The organism is Sphingomonas sp. GW821-FHT10F11, from assembly GCF_058809095.1.
This window is the reverse complement of sequence record NZ_JBXASH010000008.1, coordinates 161511-176172: the sequence shown is the minus strand read 5'-3', so window position 1 is coordinate 176172 and position 14662 is coordinate 161511. Positions and strand designations below refer to the sequence as shown.

The window sequence follows — 14662 nt, the reverse complement described above, 5'->3', positions numbered from 1 at the left end:
GGCTTCCGGATATTGGCGTCGAAATGAAGCGTTTAGCGCTTTTACAAGAACCGCGCCGGGATCGCTCCCGACGCGGTCTTGTCGACAGGGGCGGCAACGCGCCGCCCGTGAGGAGGGTATCAGCCGGCAGCGTGCGCCAGCCCCGCGAGCAGCAGCAGGGCGACGATGTTGGTGATCTTGATCATCGGGTTCACGGCGGGGCCCGCCGTGTCCTTGTAGGGATCGCCGACCGTGTCGCCGGTCACCGCGGCCTTATGGGCTTCGCTGCCCTTGCCGCCGTGATTGCCGTCCTCGATATATTTCTTGGCATTGTCCCATGCGCCGCCGCCCGAGGTCATCGAGATGGCGACGAACAGGCCCGACACGATCACGCCGAGCAGCAGCGCGCCGAGCGCCGCGAAGCCGCTCGCCTGGCCGGCCACCGCCGTGATGATGAAATACACCGCGATCGGCGCAAGCACCGGCAGCAGCGACGGGATGATCATTTCCTTGATCGCCGCCTTGGTGACGAGATCCACGGTGCGGGCATAGTTCGGGCGGACCGTGCCCTCCATGATGCCCGGATTGTCGCGGAACTGGGCGCGGACGTCCTCGACGACCGATCCAGCCGCACGGCCGACCGCGGTCATGCCGAACGCGCCGAAGCTGAACGGCAGCAGCGCGCCGAGCAGCAGGCCGACGATGACGTACGGGTTGCTCAGGGAGAAATCGACCGCGAGATCGGGGAAGTAGATGCCCAGATCGGTCGTGTAGGCGCCGAACAGCACCAGCGCGGCGAGCGCGGCCGAGCCGATCGCATAGCCCTTGGTCACTGCCTTGGTGGTGTTGCCTACCGCATCGAGCGCGTCGGTACGGTGACGGACGTCCTCGGGCAGGCCCGCCATTTCGGCGATGCCGCCCGCATTGTCCGTGACCGGGCCGTAAGCGTCGAGCGCCACGACCATGCCGGCCAGCGCCAGCATCGCGGTCGCGCCGAACGCGATGCCGATCACCCCGGCAAGCTGATAGGAGGCGATCACCGCGACCGAGATCACGATGGTCGGCAGGGCAGGGCTTTCGAGGCTGACCGCGAGACCCTGGATGACGTTGGTGCCATGGCCGGTCTCGGACGCCTTGGCGATCGAGCGGACCGGGCGAAAGTTGGTGCCGGTATAATATTCGGTGATCCACACCAAAGCGCCGGTGAGCGCGAGGCCGATCATCATGCACCAGAACAGCGCCATGCCGGTGAAGCCGGTGGTGACTTCGGTGCCGCCGTCGAGGAACGAGCCCCCGCCGATGCGGGTGTTCATGTCGCCCAGCACATACTGGGTGGCGAAATAGATCGCCGGGATCGAGAGTATGACCGTGGTCCAGAAGCCCTTGTAAAGCGCCCCCATGATCGAGTTGTTGGCGCCGAGGCGGACCATATAGGTGCCGATGATCGAGGTGATGACGCAGACGCCGCCGACGAGCAGCGGCAGGGTCATCAGCTGGAACAGATGGTCGGCGTTCGGCAGGAGCAGCGCGATCGAGGCCATGGTCACGCCGATGGTGACGACATAGGTCTCGAACAGATCGGCCGCCATACCGGCGCAGTCGCCGACATTGTCGCCGACGTTATCGGCGATGGTCGCGGGGTTGCGGGGGTCGTCCTCCGGAATGCCGGCCTCGACCTTGCCGACCAGGTCGGCGCCGACATCGGCGGCCTTGGTGAAGATGCCGCCACCGAGACGCGCGAAGATCGAGATCAACGAGGCGCCGAAGGCCAGGGCGACGAGCGAGTCGACCACGATACGGCGATCGGCCTGTACGGCCAGGTCCATATGGGCCTGTGCGATCAAGTACCAGAACAGCCCGGTGATCGAGAGCAGGCCAAGGCCCGCGACCAGCATGCCGGTGACCGCGCCGGAGCGGAACGCCATGGTCAGGCCGCCTTGCAACGAGGTGCGCGCGGCCTCCGCGGTGCGGACGTTCGCCTTCACCGACACGTTCATGCCGATGAAGCCGGTCACGCCCGACAGGATCGCGCCAATCGCGAAGGCGATGGCCGAGGTGATGCCGAGGAAATAGCCGACCACCACCGCAACGACGACGCCGACGATGGCGATGGTGCGATATTGCCGGCCGAGATAGGCCTTGGCGCCTTCCGCGATGGCGGCGGCGATGTCCTGCATCTTCTCGTTGCCGGCACTGGCCGCGAGAATCTGCCGGCTGGTAATGATACCATAAAGTACGGCGATCAGGCCGCAGATCATGGCCGCATAGACAATCGTCATAGATATCCTTCCCCTGATGGTGCCGCGCCAAGCCTTTTGGCCTGTGTCCTCGGCATTTGGGCGGAAGGTATAGAGGCGCTCTACGAGAGCGCAAGCCGTTCAGACGGCGTGCTGAAAACCCAGCCGCGCCGGCAACGCCACCGCTTCGGCGGCATCCATCAGGCTCAGTCCGGACCCGGCGGAGAAGCGGCCGATCCGGGTGGCGGACACCGGCAGGTCGAAGCCGGTGGGCGCGGCGAACAGCAGTTGATAGTCGTCTCCTGCCGTCGCGGCGGCGATGCGTGCCTCACGGCCGTCGCCGGCAAAGGAGCGATAGGCGGCGGACAGCGGTATGGCGGCCAGGTCGATCTCGAGCGCAAGCCCGCTTGCCTCGGCCATGCGCGTGCCGTCGATCAGCAGCCCATCGGAGACGTCCATCATGGCATGGACAACCGGGGCAAGCGCCCGGCCGTCGCCGATCCGCGGCATCGGCCGGCGATAGGCGGTGAGCAGCTCGTCACGCCCCTCTGCGCCCCGCGCGATGGCGAGGCCGGCGCCGGCATCACCGATCGTGCCCGTAACATACAGCGCATCACCCGCCCGAGCGCCGCTGCGCGGTGGCGCGGCCGCGTCGATGCCAAAGGCGGTCAGGGTCAGCACGCGCGGCGCGCCCGAGGGCAGCGATACGGTGTCGCCGCCGATCAGATTGCAGTCGAGTTGCCTGAGGCCTTCGATGAACCCGGCATCCCAGGCGGAATCTCCGGCGAGCGTGTAGTTAAGCATCATCCCGAGCGGCAGCGCGCCCTTGGCGGCAAGATCGGACAGATTCACCGCGCCGAGCTTCCACGCGACATCTTCGGCGGGGTCGGTGGGGAGGAAGTGAACGCCTTCGACGATGGTATCGCTGGTCAGCACAAGCGGCCCGCCCGCATCGAGCAGCGCGGTATCGTCAAGCAACCCCCGCGCCGCCGGATGAAGCGGCAGGGTGCGGAGCGCGGCAAGGAATTCGGCTTCGTTCATCTAGCTCCCTCTCCCCTCCGGGGAGAGGGTAGGGGAGAGGGGCAGTATGTCAGACGGACCGAGCCTCACTGCCCCTCTCCCGACTTCGCTGCGCTCGTCTTCCCTCTCCCCGGAGGGGAGAGGGCGGTCAGGCACGAACATCCTTCGCGATCGCATCCAGCAATCCATTCACGAACCCGGCCTCGCGCTTGTCGAAAAAGGCATGCGCCACATCGACATATTCGGTGATCACCGTCGCCACCGGCACATCCGCCCGCGCGATCAGCTCATAGGTCCCGGCTCGCAGGATCGCTCGCATCGACCGGTCGAGCCGCTCCAGCGCCCAGCCCTTGGCCAGCTTGCCCTTGATCGCCTCGTCGATCTCCGCCTGGCGCGCGACCGCGCCCTTCACGATATCGTCGAAGAAATCGACTTCGGCCTCGGCATATTCGGCGTCCTCGATCGTCGCGCCCAGCCGGTGCTGGTGGAATTCATGCAGCAGCGGTGCGATCGCCGTGCCCTCCATCTCGTGCTGATAGAGTGCCTGGGTCGCGGCAAGCCGGGCGGCGGCGCGGGCCGTGGAACGGGCTGAGGTTCGGCTCATAGGGTCAATTCCGTCTGGTCGCCCGCGAGGCGGAGCGCCACTGATTTCGCATGGGCAGGAAGCCCTTCCGCCTCCGCCAGCGCCACGGCCGCGGGGCCGATGGCGCCGAGCGCGGCGTGGTCGAGCTGGAGGAAGCTGGTACGCTTCATGAAGTCGAGCACCGACAGGCCGGAGGCGAAGCGCGCGCGCCGGCCGGTCGGGAGGACATGGTTGGGCCCGGCGACATAATCGCCGATCGCCTCGGGCGTGTGACGGCCCATGAACACGGAACCCGCATGGCGGACCCGGTCGAACAAAGCCTGGGGATCGTCACAGGCAAGCTCGAGATGCTCGGGCGCAAGCCGGTCGACCAGGGGGATCGCCTCGAACAGGTCGGCGGTGACGATGATCGCGCCGTTCGCATCCCAGCTCTCGCGAGTGACCTTCGCGGTGGAAAGCTGGCCGATCTGCAGGTCGACCGCCTCGGAAACGGCCCTGCCGAACGCGGCATCGTCGGTGAACAGGATCGACTGGCTGGTCGGGTCGTGCTCGGCCTGGCTGAGCAGATCAGCGGCGATCCAGTCGGGGTCGTTCCTGCCGTCCGCGACGACGACGATCTCGCTCGGCCCGGCGACCATGTCGATGCCGACCACGCCGTAGAGCTGGCGCTTCGCCTCGGCGACCCAGGCATTGCCGGGGCCGGTGATCACATCGACCGCGGCGATCCGGCTGGTGCCATAGGCGAGCGCGGCAATCGCCTGCGCTCCGCCGACGCGCCAGATCTCGTCGACGCCGGCGATATAGGCGGCGGCCAGCACCAAAGGATTGACCTCGCCGTCCGGCGTCGGCGTCACCATCACCAGCCGTTCGACACCCGCGACCTTGGCGGGGATCGCGTTCATCAGCACCGAGGAGGGATAGGCCGCGCGGCCGCCGGGGATATAGATGCCCGCCGCCTGGATCGCATTCCATCGTGCGCCGAGCCGGACGCCGGCGGAGTCGGTCGAGTCGCTGTCTTCGGGTTTCTGCTTCAGATGATAGGCGGCGATCCGTTCCGCTGCGAGTTCGATTGCCGCGCGCAGTTCCGGTTCGAGCCCGTCGAGCGCGACCAGCCAGTCGGCCTTCTCGATCCGCCAGCCGGTTTCATTGAGATCGTGCCGGTCGAACTTCTTCGTGAACGCCTGCAACGCGGCATCCCCCTCGTCGCGTACGCTGGCGACGATGGTCCGCACGTCCCGCGCGACATCGGCGTCGGCTTCCCGCCGCGCGTTGACGAGGGCGGTGAAATCCCGTTCGAAGCCGGGATCGGAAGTGGAAAGGCGGATCATGAGCGGGACGCGCCCCCTAACCCGTTCGTTTCGAGCGAAGTCGAGAAACAGGCCAATGACGACTGACCCAGGTTTCTCGACTTCGCTCGAAACGAACGGAGGATGGAGTCACGCTCGGGAAGGCGTCGGACATCAAGCCGCATCGCGCGTCTCCACTGCCCGCCGAAACGCATCCACCAGCGGCACCACCTCGGGCCGCGTCTTGAACGCCGCCCGGTTGACGATCAGCCGCGACGTGACCTCGGCGATCACCTCGACCTCGACCAGCCCATTCTCCTTGAGCGTCTTGCCCGACGACACCAGATCCACGATCCGCGGCGCCAGCCCGAGCGTCGGCGCCAGCTCCATCGCCCCATTGAGCTTCACGCACTCGGCCTGAACCCCGCGTGCCTCGAAATGCCGGCGTGTCACATGCGGATATTTGGTCGCGATCCGTACATGGCTCCAGCCGCGCGGATCATCGCCCGCGGCCATATCGGCCGGCTCGGCGACCGACAGGCGGCAATGCCCGATGCCCAGGTCGACCGGTGCGTAGAGTTCGGAATAATCGAACTCGGCCAGCACGTCCGATCCCACGATCCCCAGTTGCGCCGCGCCATGCGCCACGAAAGTCGCGACATCGAAGGCGCGCACCCGGATCAGGTCGATGCCGGGGTTGCTGGTGGAGAAGCGCAGCGCGCGGCTGTCCTCGTCGGCGAACGCCGCTTCGGGCGAGATTCCGGCGCGCTCGAGCAGCGGCACGGCCTCGGCGAGGATGCGTCCTTTGGGGACGGCGATGATGATCGGATCGGCCATGAGTGAGCGGGGCTTTACTTGCGCCCCTTCGCGGGCGCAACAGACGCCGCGAGGAGGCCCTATGACCGAGCAGAATGTCCGCGGCGCATTCCTGATCCAGGAGCATTATTGCAAGGCCATGGCCGCGCCGGCCTATGCGCGTATCTGCGCGGCGCTGGCCAGGGGCCTCAACCGCGACAGCAGGGTCGGGACGACATTGCTCGACTGGCCGGGTGAACCGACCCGCGCCGCCCTGCCGCTGCGACTCGTCGGCGGGCTGCACGCGCTGGTGCTCGCGGGGAAGGACGCCGGGCTGGCGGCGGTCTTCGCCGGCGCCGTCACCGATCCCGACGCGATCGAGGCTGAACTCGCCCGCGTGCTCGTGGAGCATGACGCGGCGCTTCTGCCCTGGCTCGACGGGCCGCCCCAGACCAACGAGCCGGGCCGCTCCGCCGCGCTGATGACTGGCCTGCTGGAGATCGCCCGCAGGCATGGGCCGCGACTCGAGATATTGGAGATCGGGTCGAGCGCCGGGCTCAACCTGATGATCGATCGCTACCGTTTCGATCTGGGCGGTACGATGGTCGGCCCTGCCGACTCGCCGGTCACGATCATACCCGAATGGAAGGGGCCGCCGCTGCCCGAGATGCCGATCGAGATCGTGAGCACGCGCGGCTGCGACATCAACACGATCGACGCGACCGATCCTGCCGCCGAGGCGCGCCTCGCGGCCTATGTCTGGGCGGAGACGCCCGATCGGGCGCGGCGGCTGAAGACCGCGATCGCGATGCTGCGCGACCGCGCCGTGCGGCTGGAGCGGGCCGATGCCGCCGATTGGGTCGAGGCACGGCTGGCCGAACCGCAGGAGACCGGCGTCACCCGCGTGCTGATGCATTCAGTGGTATGGCAATATCTGCCCGAAGCGGTGGCCGAGCGGATCAGGATCGCGATGAAGGCGGCGGGCGCCCGGGCGACGGCCGAGCGCCCGCTGGCATGGGTGAAGATGGAGCCCGATCGCGCCCTCGCCCATCAGGTCATCGGGGTCCGGAGCTGGCCCGGCGACGGCGAATGGCAGATTGTCGCCACCGCCCACGCCCACGCCACCTGGATCAACGCAGGACCGCCGGAAATACGCGGTCCGGGGATCGACCTGGCCGAGGGAGCGAAGATCGCGGTCTAGCCGCCGAAATGTCAGCTACCCTACTGACATTTCCGACAACGGTGCCGCCAAACCCGCTATGGTCTGCTGCTACCATGGCGATGAGTCTAACCCAGCCACCGCCCTATCGCGCTCGTCACCGCGTCGGGCGCTTCCCACGGCACGAAATGCCCGGCATCGACCTTCACCAGCGTCATGTCGGGCACCAGCGTATCGAGTCCTTCGAGCTGGCTCGGCAGCAGCGCCTTGTCGTCCATGCCCCAGATCACCAGCGTCGGCTGCCTGATCGGCGGAAAGGGTGCGCTCAGGAAAGCGGGGCGTTCGGCTTCCTCGCCGATGTCCGGCACGACGATCGCGCTTGCGCGATACCAGTTGAGCATCGCGGTCATCGCGCCGGGCTGGCTCCATTCGTCGAGATAGGCGGCCTTCTCGCCTGCTATCTTGTCGAAATCGGTGTGGCGCATGAAGCTGCCGTCGAAGAACGCCGACAGGCCGATCGCCTCGATATGCTTCTCCAGATCGGGATTGCGGAAGGCGCGGATATACTGGCTCGCCTCGCGCTGCCCCGGGTCGTCGAACATCGTCTTCTGGAAGATGAAGGGATGCGGCGCGTTGACGATGATCAGCTTCGCGACCCGGTCGGGCCGGGTCAGCGCCGCCATCCAGGCGATCGCGCCGCCCCAGTCATGGCCGACCAGGGTGAAGGTCGCCACGCCGAAATGGTCCGCCAGAGCGACCAGATCGCCGACCATCTTGTCCGGCGTATAGTCGCTGACCGCCGCCGGCTTGGACGACCGGGCAAACCCACGCTGGTCGGGCGCGAGCACGAAATGGGTCTTCGCCAGCTCGGGGATCTGGTGCCGCCAGGTGCGATGCGATTCCGGGAAGCCGTGAAGCAGGATGATCGCGGGGCTGGCGGGATCGCCCGCGACTGCGACGTCGAGGGTGACGCCGGTGGGCAGGGGGACGGTTTGAAGATCGAAAGCGTTCGGCATTTTCTCTCCCTTCACCCCTCCCCTTCAGGGGAGGGGCTTATTGTCCTCTACGGATAACTCACGGTCTTCGGAATCTCAGGGATCGGAATGAACTCCTTCTCGTCCCCCGGCACCTTGGGAAACCGTCCCGCCTGCCAATCCTCCTTCGCCTGATTGATCCGCTCGCGGCTCGACGAGACGAAGTTCCACCACACATGGCGCGGTGTCGAAAAGGCATCGCCGCCGCACAGCATTACCCGTCCGCCGTCGCGTGACCTGAGCGACGTCGCGACGCCCGGCTTCAACACGTACAGCACCATCGGCTCAAGCGGCACGCCGTCCAGGCTCGCCTCGCCCAGCGCGAGATAGACCGCCCGCTCGTCCGCATCGGCATCGACCGGCACCTCGCCGCCCGGATCGAGGATGATGTCGGCATAGATCGTCCCGGCATAGGTGGTGGTCGGCGCTGTCGCGCCCCACAGGCTGCCCATGATGATCCGCGCCCGCGCATTGGGCGTCTCGATCACCGGGAGCGCTGCCTTTTCGACATGCTCGAAGGCGGGGTCCATTTCCTCCTGCGCCTCGGGCAGCGCGATCCAGGTCTGGATGCCCGACAGGTCGGGCCCCTGCGCGCGCTGGCTGGCGGGCGAGCGCTCCGAATGGACGATGCCGCGCCCCGCGGTCATCAAATTCACCGCGCCCGGTTCGATCGTCGCGAAGGTGCCGATCGAATCGCGATGGTCGATCGCGCCCTCGAACAAATAGGTCACGGTGGCCAGGTTGATATGCGGATGCGGCCGCACATCGATGCCGGTGCCGACCTCGAGATGCGCCGGCCCCATCTGGTCGAAGAACAGGAACGGGCCGACCATGGTGCGCGGCTTGGACGGCAGGGTGCGGTGCACCTTGAACCCGCCCAGATCATGCGTGGTCGGCTGGATCGTCTGCAGCACGAAATCGTCGATCATGAAGCGGCTCCGTTCAGGCCCTGGAGGATCTCGGCGAGGTCCTCGGGATAGATGAGTTCATGGTGCGCGGCGATCGCCTCGCGGTCAAACCATTGCCAGTGCTGCATCACCCGCTGTTCCAGCTCGGTATGCCGTGCGGTGTCGATCTCGGACGTCTCGGTGCGGATCAGGAAATAGCGCTCGTCGGCCAGCACCGGCACGCCTTCCAGCGTGACGAACTCGACCACCCGCCGCAAGATCTCGGGCCCGGGCTCCGCATTTATGCCGGTCTCCTCGATCAGTTCGCGCCGCGCCGCTTCTTCATAACTCTCGCCCGGATCGACCGCCCCGCCCGGCGTCGCCCAGAAGGGCGGGCGGTCGGCCGCATCGAAGCGGAACAGCAGCACCCGCCCCGCGGGATCCATCAGCAGGATGCGCGCCGCGGGGCGCTCGGCCAGGCTCATGCCGCGTCGAGTTCGGGATAATGGCGGAAGATGTCGTCCTCGTTGAACGCGATGCGCCGCTCGCTCTTCAGATAGGCGGCGATCTCCGGCAACGCGGCGACCCGGTCGTGCAGTGCGATCAGCCCGGGATAATTGCCCTCGATCGCCGCCATCCGCTTCGGGAACATGTAGCGGAGCCCTTCGACGATCTGGAACAGCGAGGTGTCGCCATAGCTCCAGCGTTCGCCGGTCAGCCAGTCGCCCTTATGTGCTTCGGTCGCCGCCTCGAAATGATCGAGGAATTTCGGCATCCGCTCCTCGCGCATCGTCTTCGCCGCGCGCGCCGCCTCGGGTTTCTGGTCGCGATAATAGTCCGACATGCTCACCGGATGATGCACATTGTGCACCTCGGCGACGAGATCGGCGACGGTCAGCTGGATCTGGTTGACCCAGTGCCGCCGCGTCGCCGGCACCAGATCATGCTGCTCGTCGAGATACAGCAGGATGTTCGCGACCTGCGCGACCGCGCCGTCCTCCAGCTCGAGATAGGGCGGCGCGAACGGGCCGTCGGCGCCGTGCCGCTCCATATTCGCCATCAGCGCCTCTTCGTCGGTCTCGCGCGCGCAATCGCGATACGCGATGCCCGCCGCCTCGAGCGGCAGCCGCACGAACTCGCCACGCCCCTGGATCGAAGGCCAGTACCAGAGCCTGTAGGCCATATTTATTCTCCCGGCGCGCGTGCCCGGATGGCCAGCGCATGGATGCGCGAGGACAACAGATCGGCGAGCGCCTGGTTCACCAGCCGCTGGCGCTGGACTCGATTCAGCCCCTCGAACGCGGGGCTTTCAACGATCACGGTGAAGTGCGATTCACCCGTGCCGTCATCGCCCATATGGCCGGCATGATGGTGGCTGTCATTGACCACCTCCAGATGCGTCGGGTCGAGCGCGGAGGTGAGACGGGTCGCGATTTCGGACGCGACGGAGCCGGTGGCGATACTGGACATCGCTCTTATATAGGCCGCTTTGTTCAAATCGGGGAACCGCGTGGCGCGGGATAGTGAAAAGAAGGATCGGCCGAACGCTCGCTTCCACGGTCGCGTGGAAGGGACGGGCAGGCTGTGCGCGCATCCGGGCTGCGACGTCCCGGGCGAATTCCGCGCGCCGCCCGAGGAAGGGCCGGCCAATGGCTTCGAGGGACCTCGGCCCTATCGCTGGTTCTGCCTCGACCATGTCCGCGAATTCAACGCACGGTATAATTTCTTCCAGGGCATGAGCGCGGACGAGATCCACGACGCGCAGCGTCCCTTTTCCGGCTGGGAACGCGAGACCCGCGCCTTCACCCAGACGGGCGGCGCCGACCGTCCACCCCGCTGGGCCGATTTCAGCGACCCGCTCGACGCGATCGGCGCGCGCTTCCAGCGCAGGATGGAGGAGGTGCGCAAGGACGGCCGCCCCTTGTCGGAAAGCGACCGCCATTCCCTGAAGGTGCTTGGCCTGCCTACCGATGTCGACCGCCGCGGCCTGCGCCAGCGCTATGCCGAACTGGTCCGCCGCTACCATCCCGACCGCAACGGCGGCGACCGCAGTCACGAGAAGGCGCTGCAGGAGGTGATCGCGGCCTATACCCAGCTGAAAGGCGCGGCGGCGTTCGCTTGAATTTCAATAAGCAAGCTTCGGGAAAAACGCCCCGCGCCCCTCGGGCGTCATGTCGAGCAGCCCCCAGACCGGATCGACCAGATCGCCGGCACGATGATGCTGCCCCGGCTCTTCCGGCGCATAGACCAGCTCGCTGCCCCAGAAATGCCGGATCGTGTCGCCTTGCTTCCGAAAGACATTGAACACCGGTTCGTCCCAGTCCTTGCCGTCCTCATAACCGCGCTCGGCGCGCATCGCCGCCGAGACGTTCGAGGTGTCGCCGAAATAGTCGGCGTCATAGCTGTTGCCCGCGGTCGACAGGAACCGCAGGTGATCCCAACCGCGATCCTGCGCCCAGGCCACCAGCCGCGCGATCGGCGATTTCGCGACGATCCAGAACGGCACCCGCTGCGGCACGTGCCGCGCCGCGCCGTCCAGGCTGTCCAGCATGTGCGTGCAGCCGGGACAGGGGGCGTCGCGCTCCGGCCCATACATGAAGCTGTAGAGGATGATGCTCGACCTGCCATCGAACAACTCGGAGAGCTTCACCTGTTCCGGCCGCTGATGCGCCCCGATCCGTTCGAACACATAGTCCTGCGCCACCGCCCCGCCCGGCGGGAGGGCGCGGCGCAGAGCCGCGACCTCCTCGATCTGGCGGCGCAGCGCCATCTCCGCATCGAGCAGCGCATTACGCGCCGCCCGATATTCCTGGCTCTCGTTCGGAAAGGCGAGATGTTCCATGACGATGCTCCCCTTTCAGCCTTGCCGCGCCATCTTCTCGCGCCGGGCAATCTCCAGCGCCGAGGGCTCGCCCGTCACGAACGATCCGATCGGCACCGGCCCGGCGGGCTCATAGGTCGCGATGATCACCCCGGTGGTCGACACGGTCGAGTCGATCAGCCGCATCGCACCCGGCGTCACGCCGTCGGCGAACAGGCGCTTCCCGCCGCCCAGGACGACCGGAAAGGTCATCACGAACAGCCGGTCGATCAGCCCGGCCGCCAGCAGCGCCGGGTAGAGCTTGGTGCTGCCCTGGATCAGCAAGTCCGGACCCTCGGTCGCCTTGACCTTGGCGATCCCGGCCGCGGCGTCGCCATTGATCGCGACCGAATTGACCCAGCCGAGCGGCTCGGTCGACGAGGTGACGACATATTTGGTGACGGCGTCGAACTTCTCGCCGATCGGATCGCCGTTCTGGAAAGGCCAATAGGCGGCGAAGATGTCATAGGTGTTCCGGCCGAGCAGCAGATCGAAATCGCTGCCCATCACGCCGCCCATCTGCTGGCCCATCGCCTCGTCCCACAGGGTGGCGGACCATCCGCCCAGGGTGAAGTCGCCGGTCGGATCCTCCTCGGGCGCGCCGGGAGACTGCATCACGCCGTCGAGCGACTGGAAGGCGCCCGCGATGATCTTTCTCATGGAAAATACCTCGATCGATTAGGGGCGGCGCCCGCCCGCTCGGGCCACCCGCAACCGGCAGCCCGAGCGGAGGGCGCTCAGGCCACCTTTTCCCCTTCAAAGGCACGCTCGATCGCGGCGATGTCGATCTTCTTCATCTTCATCATCGCGTCCATCGCCCGCTTGGCCGCTTCGCGGTCCGGGCTGGCCATCGCATCGAACAGCTGTTGCGGCGATATCTGCCAGGACAGGCCAAACCTGTCCTTGCACCAGCCGCACGGCCCTTCCGATCCGCCATCGGCGATCAGCGCGTTCCAGTAGCGGTCGGTCTCCTCCTGGTCCTTTGTATAGACCATGAACGAGACCGCCTCGTTGAAGGTGAAGTGCGGCCCGCCGTTCAGCCCGATAAAGGGGCTGCCCAGCACGGTGAACTCGACGGTGAGCACGTCGCCCGCCTTGCCGTCCGGATAGTCGCCGGGCGAGCGGTTGACCTTGTCGACATGGCTGTCGGGGAAGATCCCGGCATACAGCGCGGCCGCTTCTTCGGCCTGTCCGTCGAACCACAGGCATGGTGCGATCTTCGTCATCTTGCTCTCCTCGATATTGTGATTGGTCCGTTATTGATTGCCCGGTCCGACGACCCCGAACATCACGCCGAGCGGATCGCTCGCCACGATGATGCGGTCTCCTCCGGGCACGTCCATCGGCCCCGCATGCACGGTCCCGCCATTCTTCGAGACCTTGGCGGCGGCCGCCTCGATGTCCGGTGCGCGGAAATAGAAGTGCCAGCCGGAAGGCTGCGCGTTCGGCTGGCCCGCCGGGATGGTCTGCATGGTCGCGCCGATCGTCTGATCGCCGGCCTGGACGAAGATATAATCGCCATTCTCGCCCATCGGCATCTTGTCGGGATAGGTCCAGCCGAACACGTCTGCGTAAAAGGCGTTGGCCCCGGCCTGGTCGGGCGTGGACAGCTCGTTCCAGTTGCACTTGCCCATGCCCATCCGGTCCCAGGCGGTGCTGCTTCCTTCGCTCGCGCCGCGCATGACGTAGAAGGGGATGCCCTGCGGATCGGTGACCATCGCGATCCGGCCGACATCGGGGATGTCCCAGGCCGGCATCATCACTCGGCCGCCGGCCGCCTTGATCTTCTCGACCGAGGCGTCGACGTCGTTCACGCCGATATAGAAGAGCCAGGTCGGCTTCGCCCCGCCGGCCGTCATCTGCTCGGTCAGGCGCATCACGCCCCCGACCAGCTCGCCCTTGTTGCCGCTGTCGATCATGCGGTAATCCATGTCGCCATCCGGCTTGTCCTGCACCGTCCAGCCGATCACATCGTCGTAAAACGCCTTGGACGCGTCGGGATCGGTCGTCATCAGCTCATACCAGATCGGCGTGCCTTCGGGATTGGTCATCGTCGCTCTCCTGGGGATTGGGTCCGGGGGTGGATTGTGCCTCAAGCGTCGAGGATAGGAGCGAAGCCGCCATAGACCATGCGCTTGCCGTCGAACGGCATCTCCGCATCGGCGGACGGCTTCATCCGCTCGTCCTCCATCACCTTGGCCATGCCGGCATCGCGGGTCGCCTTGTCTGGCCATTCGACCCAGGAAAAGACCACCTTCTCAGCCTCGGTCGCCGCCACCGCGCCCTGGAAATCGGTGACCTCGCCCTTGGGCACATGGTCGCCCCAGGCCTCGACCACGCGGGTCGCGCCGTGATCGCGGAACACTTCGGACGCCTTGTCGGCCATGCCGCGATAGGCATCCTGCTTGCCGTCCTCGACCGGCACGAGATAGCCGTCGACATAGCCGGTCGATCCGCCCGAGCCATGATCGAGCAAGGGCGCGAAGCCGCCATAGATCATGCGCTTGCCGTCGAACGGCATATTGGCCATCTCGGCCATGCGCGGGTCTTCCATCATCTTCTGCATGCCGGATTCGAGCACTTCCTTCGAAGGCCATTCGATCCAGCTGAACAGCACGACCTCGTCGTCCTTCGCCTTCACCGCGCGCTTGAAATCGGTGACCTTGCCGTCCGGCACCTCGTCGCCCCAATTCTCGACCATGCGGGTCATGCCGAATTCGCGGAAGAACGGCACTGCCTTGGTGGCGTGGTCGATATAGGCCTGTTTGTTGGCGGCCGGCACGGCCAGCACGAAACCCTGGATATAGCTCATCGATCGTCTC

17 protein-coding genes are annotated in these 14662 nt (G+C 66.4%); 2 read left to right on the top strand and 15 right to left on the bottom strand.

Annotated features, from left to right (window positions below):
- Positions 1-119 precede the first annotated feature (119 nt).
- The 5 genes from AC1RT8_RS20620 to hisG all read right to left on the bottom strand — a co-directional run bounded on the left by AC1RT8_RS20620 (position 120) and on the right by hisG (position 5942).
- Positions 120-2258, bottom strand: coding sequence for a sodium-translocating pyrophosphatase (locus AC1RT8_RS20620; protein WP_493077926.1), 2139 nt, complete (start codon positions 2256-2258; stop codon positions 120-122).
- A 99-nt stretch (positions 2259-2357) separates the two neighbouring features.
- Positions 2358-3257 (bottom strand): thiamine-phosphate kinase, encoded by a 900-nt coding sequence (thiL, locus tag AC1RT8_RS20615; RefSeq protein WP_493077925.1) that lies wholly within the window; start codon positions 3255-3257, stop codon positions 2358-2360.
- A 127-nt stretch (positions 3258-3384) separates the two neighbouring features.
- Positions 3385-3840 carry a transcription antitermination factor NusB gene (gene nusB / locus AC1RT8_RS20610; RefSeq protein WP_493077924.1) on the bottom strand — a complete coding sequence of 152 codons (456 nt, stop codon included), beginning with the start codon at positions 3838-3840 and terminating at the stop codon, positions 3385-3387.
- On the bottom strand, positions 3837-5147 hold the full coding sequence (gene hisD, locus AC1RT8_RS20605) for a histidinol dehydrogenase (protein WP_493077922.1): 1311 nt from the start codon (positions 5145-5147) through the stop codon (positions 3837-3839). The genes nusB and hisD overlap by 4 nt, the downstream gene beginning before the upstream one ends.
- Before the next feature lie 132 nt (positions 5148-5279).
- Positions 5280-5942: an ATP phosphoribosyltransferase gene (gene hisG, locus AC1RT8_RS20600; RefSeq protein WP_493077921.1), complete on the bottom strand. Its 663-nt coding sequence runs from the start codon at positions 5940-5942 to the stop codon at positions 5280-5282.
- 61 nt (positions 5943-6003) lie between these two features.
- On the opposite strand from hisG, the gene AC1RT8_RS20595 reads away from it, so the two are divergent.
- Complete coding sequence (locus tag AC1RT8_RS20595) at positions 6004-7101, top strand: DUF2332 domain-containing protein (RefSeq protein WP_493077919.1); 1098 nt, start codon at positions 6004-6006, stop codon at positions 7099-7101.
- Between the two features lie 86 nt (positions 7102-7187).
- Here AC1RT8_RS20595 and AC1RT8_RS20590 read toward each other — a convergent pair whose 3' ends face one another.
- From AC1RT8_RS20590 to AC1RT8_RS20570, 5 genes are read right to left on the bottom strand one after another with little or no spacing between them, the layout of a single operon-like run.
- Positions 7188-8075 carry an alpha/beta fold hydrolase gene (locus tag AC1RT8_RS20590; protein ID WP_493077918.1) on the bottom strand — a complete coding sequence of 296 codons (888 nt, stop codon included), beginning with the start codon at positions 8073-8075 and terminating at the stop codon, positions 7188-7190.
- 47 nt (positions 8076-8122) lie between these two features.
- On the bottom strand, positions 8123-9022 hold the full coding sequence (locus AC1RT8_RS20585; protein ID WP_493077916.1) for a pirin family protein: 900 nt from the start codon (positions 9020-9022) through the stop codon (positions 8123-8125).
- On the bottom strand, positions 9019-9465 hold the full coding sequence (locus tag AC1RT8_RS20580) for an NUDIX hydrolase (RefSeq protein ID WP_493077914.1): 447 nt from the start codon (positions 9463-9465) through the stop codon (positions 9019-9021). The genes AC1RT8_RS20585 and AC1RT8_RS20580 overlap by 4 nt, the downstream gene beginning before the upstream one ends.
- The gene (locus AC1RT8_RS20575; RefSeq protein WP_493077912.1) at positions 9462-10163 is read right to left on the bottom strand and encodes a glutathione S-transferase; all 702 of its coding nucleotides are present in this window, start codon (positions 10161-10163) and stop codon (positions 9462-9464) included. The genes AC1RT8_RS20580 and AC1RT8_RS20575 overlap by 4 nt, the downstream gene beginning before the upstream one ends.
- Before the next feature lie 2 nt (positions 10164-10165).
- Positions 10166-10450, bottom strand: a complete 285-nt coding sequence (locus AC1RT8_RS20570; RefSeq protein ID WP_493077910.1) for a BolA family protein — start codon at positions 10448-10450, stop codon at positions 10166-10168.
- Positions 10451-10490: 40 nt separating this feature from the next.
- On the opposite strand from AC1RT8_RS20570, the gene AC1RT8_RS20565 reads away from it, so the two are divergent.
- Positions 10491-11102, top strand: a complete 612-nt coding sequence (locus AC1RT8_RS20565; RefSeq protein ID WP_493077909.1) for a J domain-containing protein — start codon at positions 10491-10493, stop codon at positions 11100-11102.
- Between the two features lie 3 nt (positions 11103-11105).
- Here the strand turns inward: AC1RT8_RS20565 and AC1RT8_RS20560 are convergent, their stop codons facing one another.
- From AC1RT8_RS20560 to AC1RT8_RS20540, 5 genes are all read right to left on the bottom strand, one after another.
- On the bottom strand, positions 11106-11822 hold the full coding sequence (locus AC1RT8_RS20560; RefSeq protein ID WP_493077907.1) for a DUF899 family protein: 717 nt from the start codon (positions 11820-11822) through the stop codon (positions 11106-11108).
- A 15-nt stretch (positions 11823-11837) separates the two neighbouring features.
- Positions 11838-12500: a dihydrofolate reductase family protein gene (locus AC1RT8_RS20555; RefSeq protein ID WP_493077906.1), complete on the bottom strand. Its 663-nt coding sequence runs from the start codon at positions 12498-12500 to the stop codon at positions 11838-11840.
- 77 nt (positions 12501-12577) lie between these two features.
- Positions 12578-13066 (bottom strand): VOC family protein, encoded by a 489-nt coding sequence (locus tag AC1RT8_RS20550; RefSeq protein WP_493077904.1) that lies wholly within the window; start codon positions 13064-13066, stop codon positions 12578-12580.
- Between the two features lie 30 nt (positions 13067-13096).
- On the bottom strand, positions 13097-13891 hold the full coding sequence (locus tag AC1RT8_RS20545) for a VOC family protein (protein WP_493077903.1): 795 nt from the start codon (positions 13889-13891) through the stop codon (positions 13097-13099).
- A gap of 41 nt (positions 13892-13932) precedes the next feature.
- Positions 13933-14652: a DUF1428 domain-containing protein gene (locus tag AC1RT8_RS20540; RefSeq protein ID WP_493077902.1), complete on the bottom strand. Its 720-nt coding sequence runs from the start codon at positions 14650-14652 to the stop codon at positions 13933-13935.
- Positions 14653-14662: the final 10 nt, after the last annotated feature.

Bases quoted from the DNA above. Each gene is read 5' to 3' on its own strand.
- hisG (WP_493077921.1), bottom strand. From the start codon at position 5,942: ATGGCCGATCCGATCATCATCGCCGTCCCCAAAGGACGCATCCTCGCC.
- AC1RT8_RS20620 (WP_493077926.1), bottom strand. From the start codon at position 2,258: ATGACGATTGTCTATGCGGCCATGATCTGCGGCCTGATCGCCGTACTT.
- AC1RT8_RS20555 (WP_493077906.1), bottom strand. From the start codon at position 12,500: ATGAGAAAGATCATCGCGGGCGCCTTCCAGTCGCTCGACGGCGTGATG.
- hisD (WP_493077922.1), bottom strand. From the start codon at position 5,147: ATGATCCGCCTTTCCACTTCCGATCCCGGCTTCGAACGGGATTTCACC.
- nusB (WP_493077924.1), bottom strand. From the start codon at position 3,840: ATGAGCCGAACCTCAGCCCGTTCCACGGCCCGCGCCGCCGCCCGGCTT.
- AC1RT8_RS20590 (WP_493077918.1), bottom strand. From the start codon at position 8,075: ATGCCGAACGCTTTCGATCTTCAAACCGTCCCCCTGCCCACCGGCGTC.
- thiL (WP_493077925.1), bottom strand. From the start codon at position 3,257: ATGAACGAAGCCGAATTCCTTGCCGCGCTCCGCACCCTGCCGCTTCAT.
- AC1RT8_RS20545 (WP_493077903.1), bottom strand. From the start codon at position 13,891: ATGACCAATCCCGAAGGCACGCCGATCTGGTATGAGCTGATGACGACC.
- AC1RT8_RS20595 (WP_493077919.1), top strand. From the start codon at position 6,004: ATGACCGAGCAGAATGTCCGCGGCGCATTCCTGATCCAGGAGCATTAT.
- AC1RT8_RS20560 (WP_493077907.1), bottom strand. From the start codon at position 11,822: ATGGAACATCTCGCCTTTCCGAACGAGAGCCAGGAATATCGGGCGGCG.
- AC1RT8_RS20570 (WP_493077910.1), bottom strand. From the start codon at position 10,450: ATGTCCAGTATCGCCACCGGCTCCGTCGCGTCCGAAATCGCGACCCGT.
- AC1RT8_RS20580 (WP_493077914.1), bottom strand. From the start codon at position 9,465: ATGAGCCTGGCCGAGCGCCCCGCGGCGCGCATCCTGCTGATGGATCCC.
- AC1RT8_RS20540 (WP_493077902.1), bottom strand. From the start codon at position 14,652: ATGAGCTATATCCAGGGTTTCGTGCTGGCCGTGCCGGCCGCCAACAAA.
- AC1RT8_RS20550 (WP_493077904.1), bottom strand. From the start codon at position 13,066: ATGACGAAGATCGCACCATGCCTGTGGTTCGACGGACAGGCCGAAGAA.
- AC1RT8_RS20575 (WP_493077912.1), bottom strand. From the start codon at position 10,163: ATGGCCTACAGGCTCTGGTACTGGCCTTCGATCCAGGGGCGTGGCGAG.
- AC1RT8_RS20585 (WP_493077916.1), bottom strand. From the start codon at position 9,022: ATGATCGACGATTTCGTGCTGCAGACGATCCAGCCGACCACGCATGAT.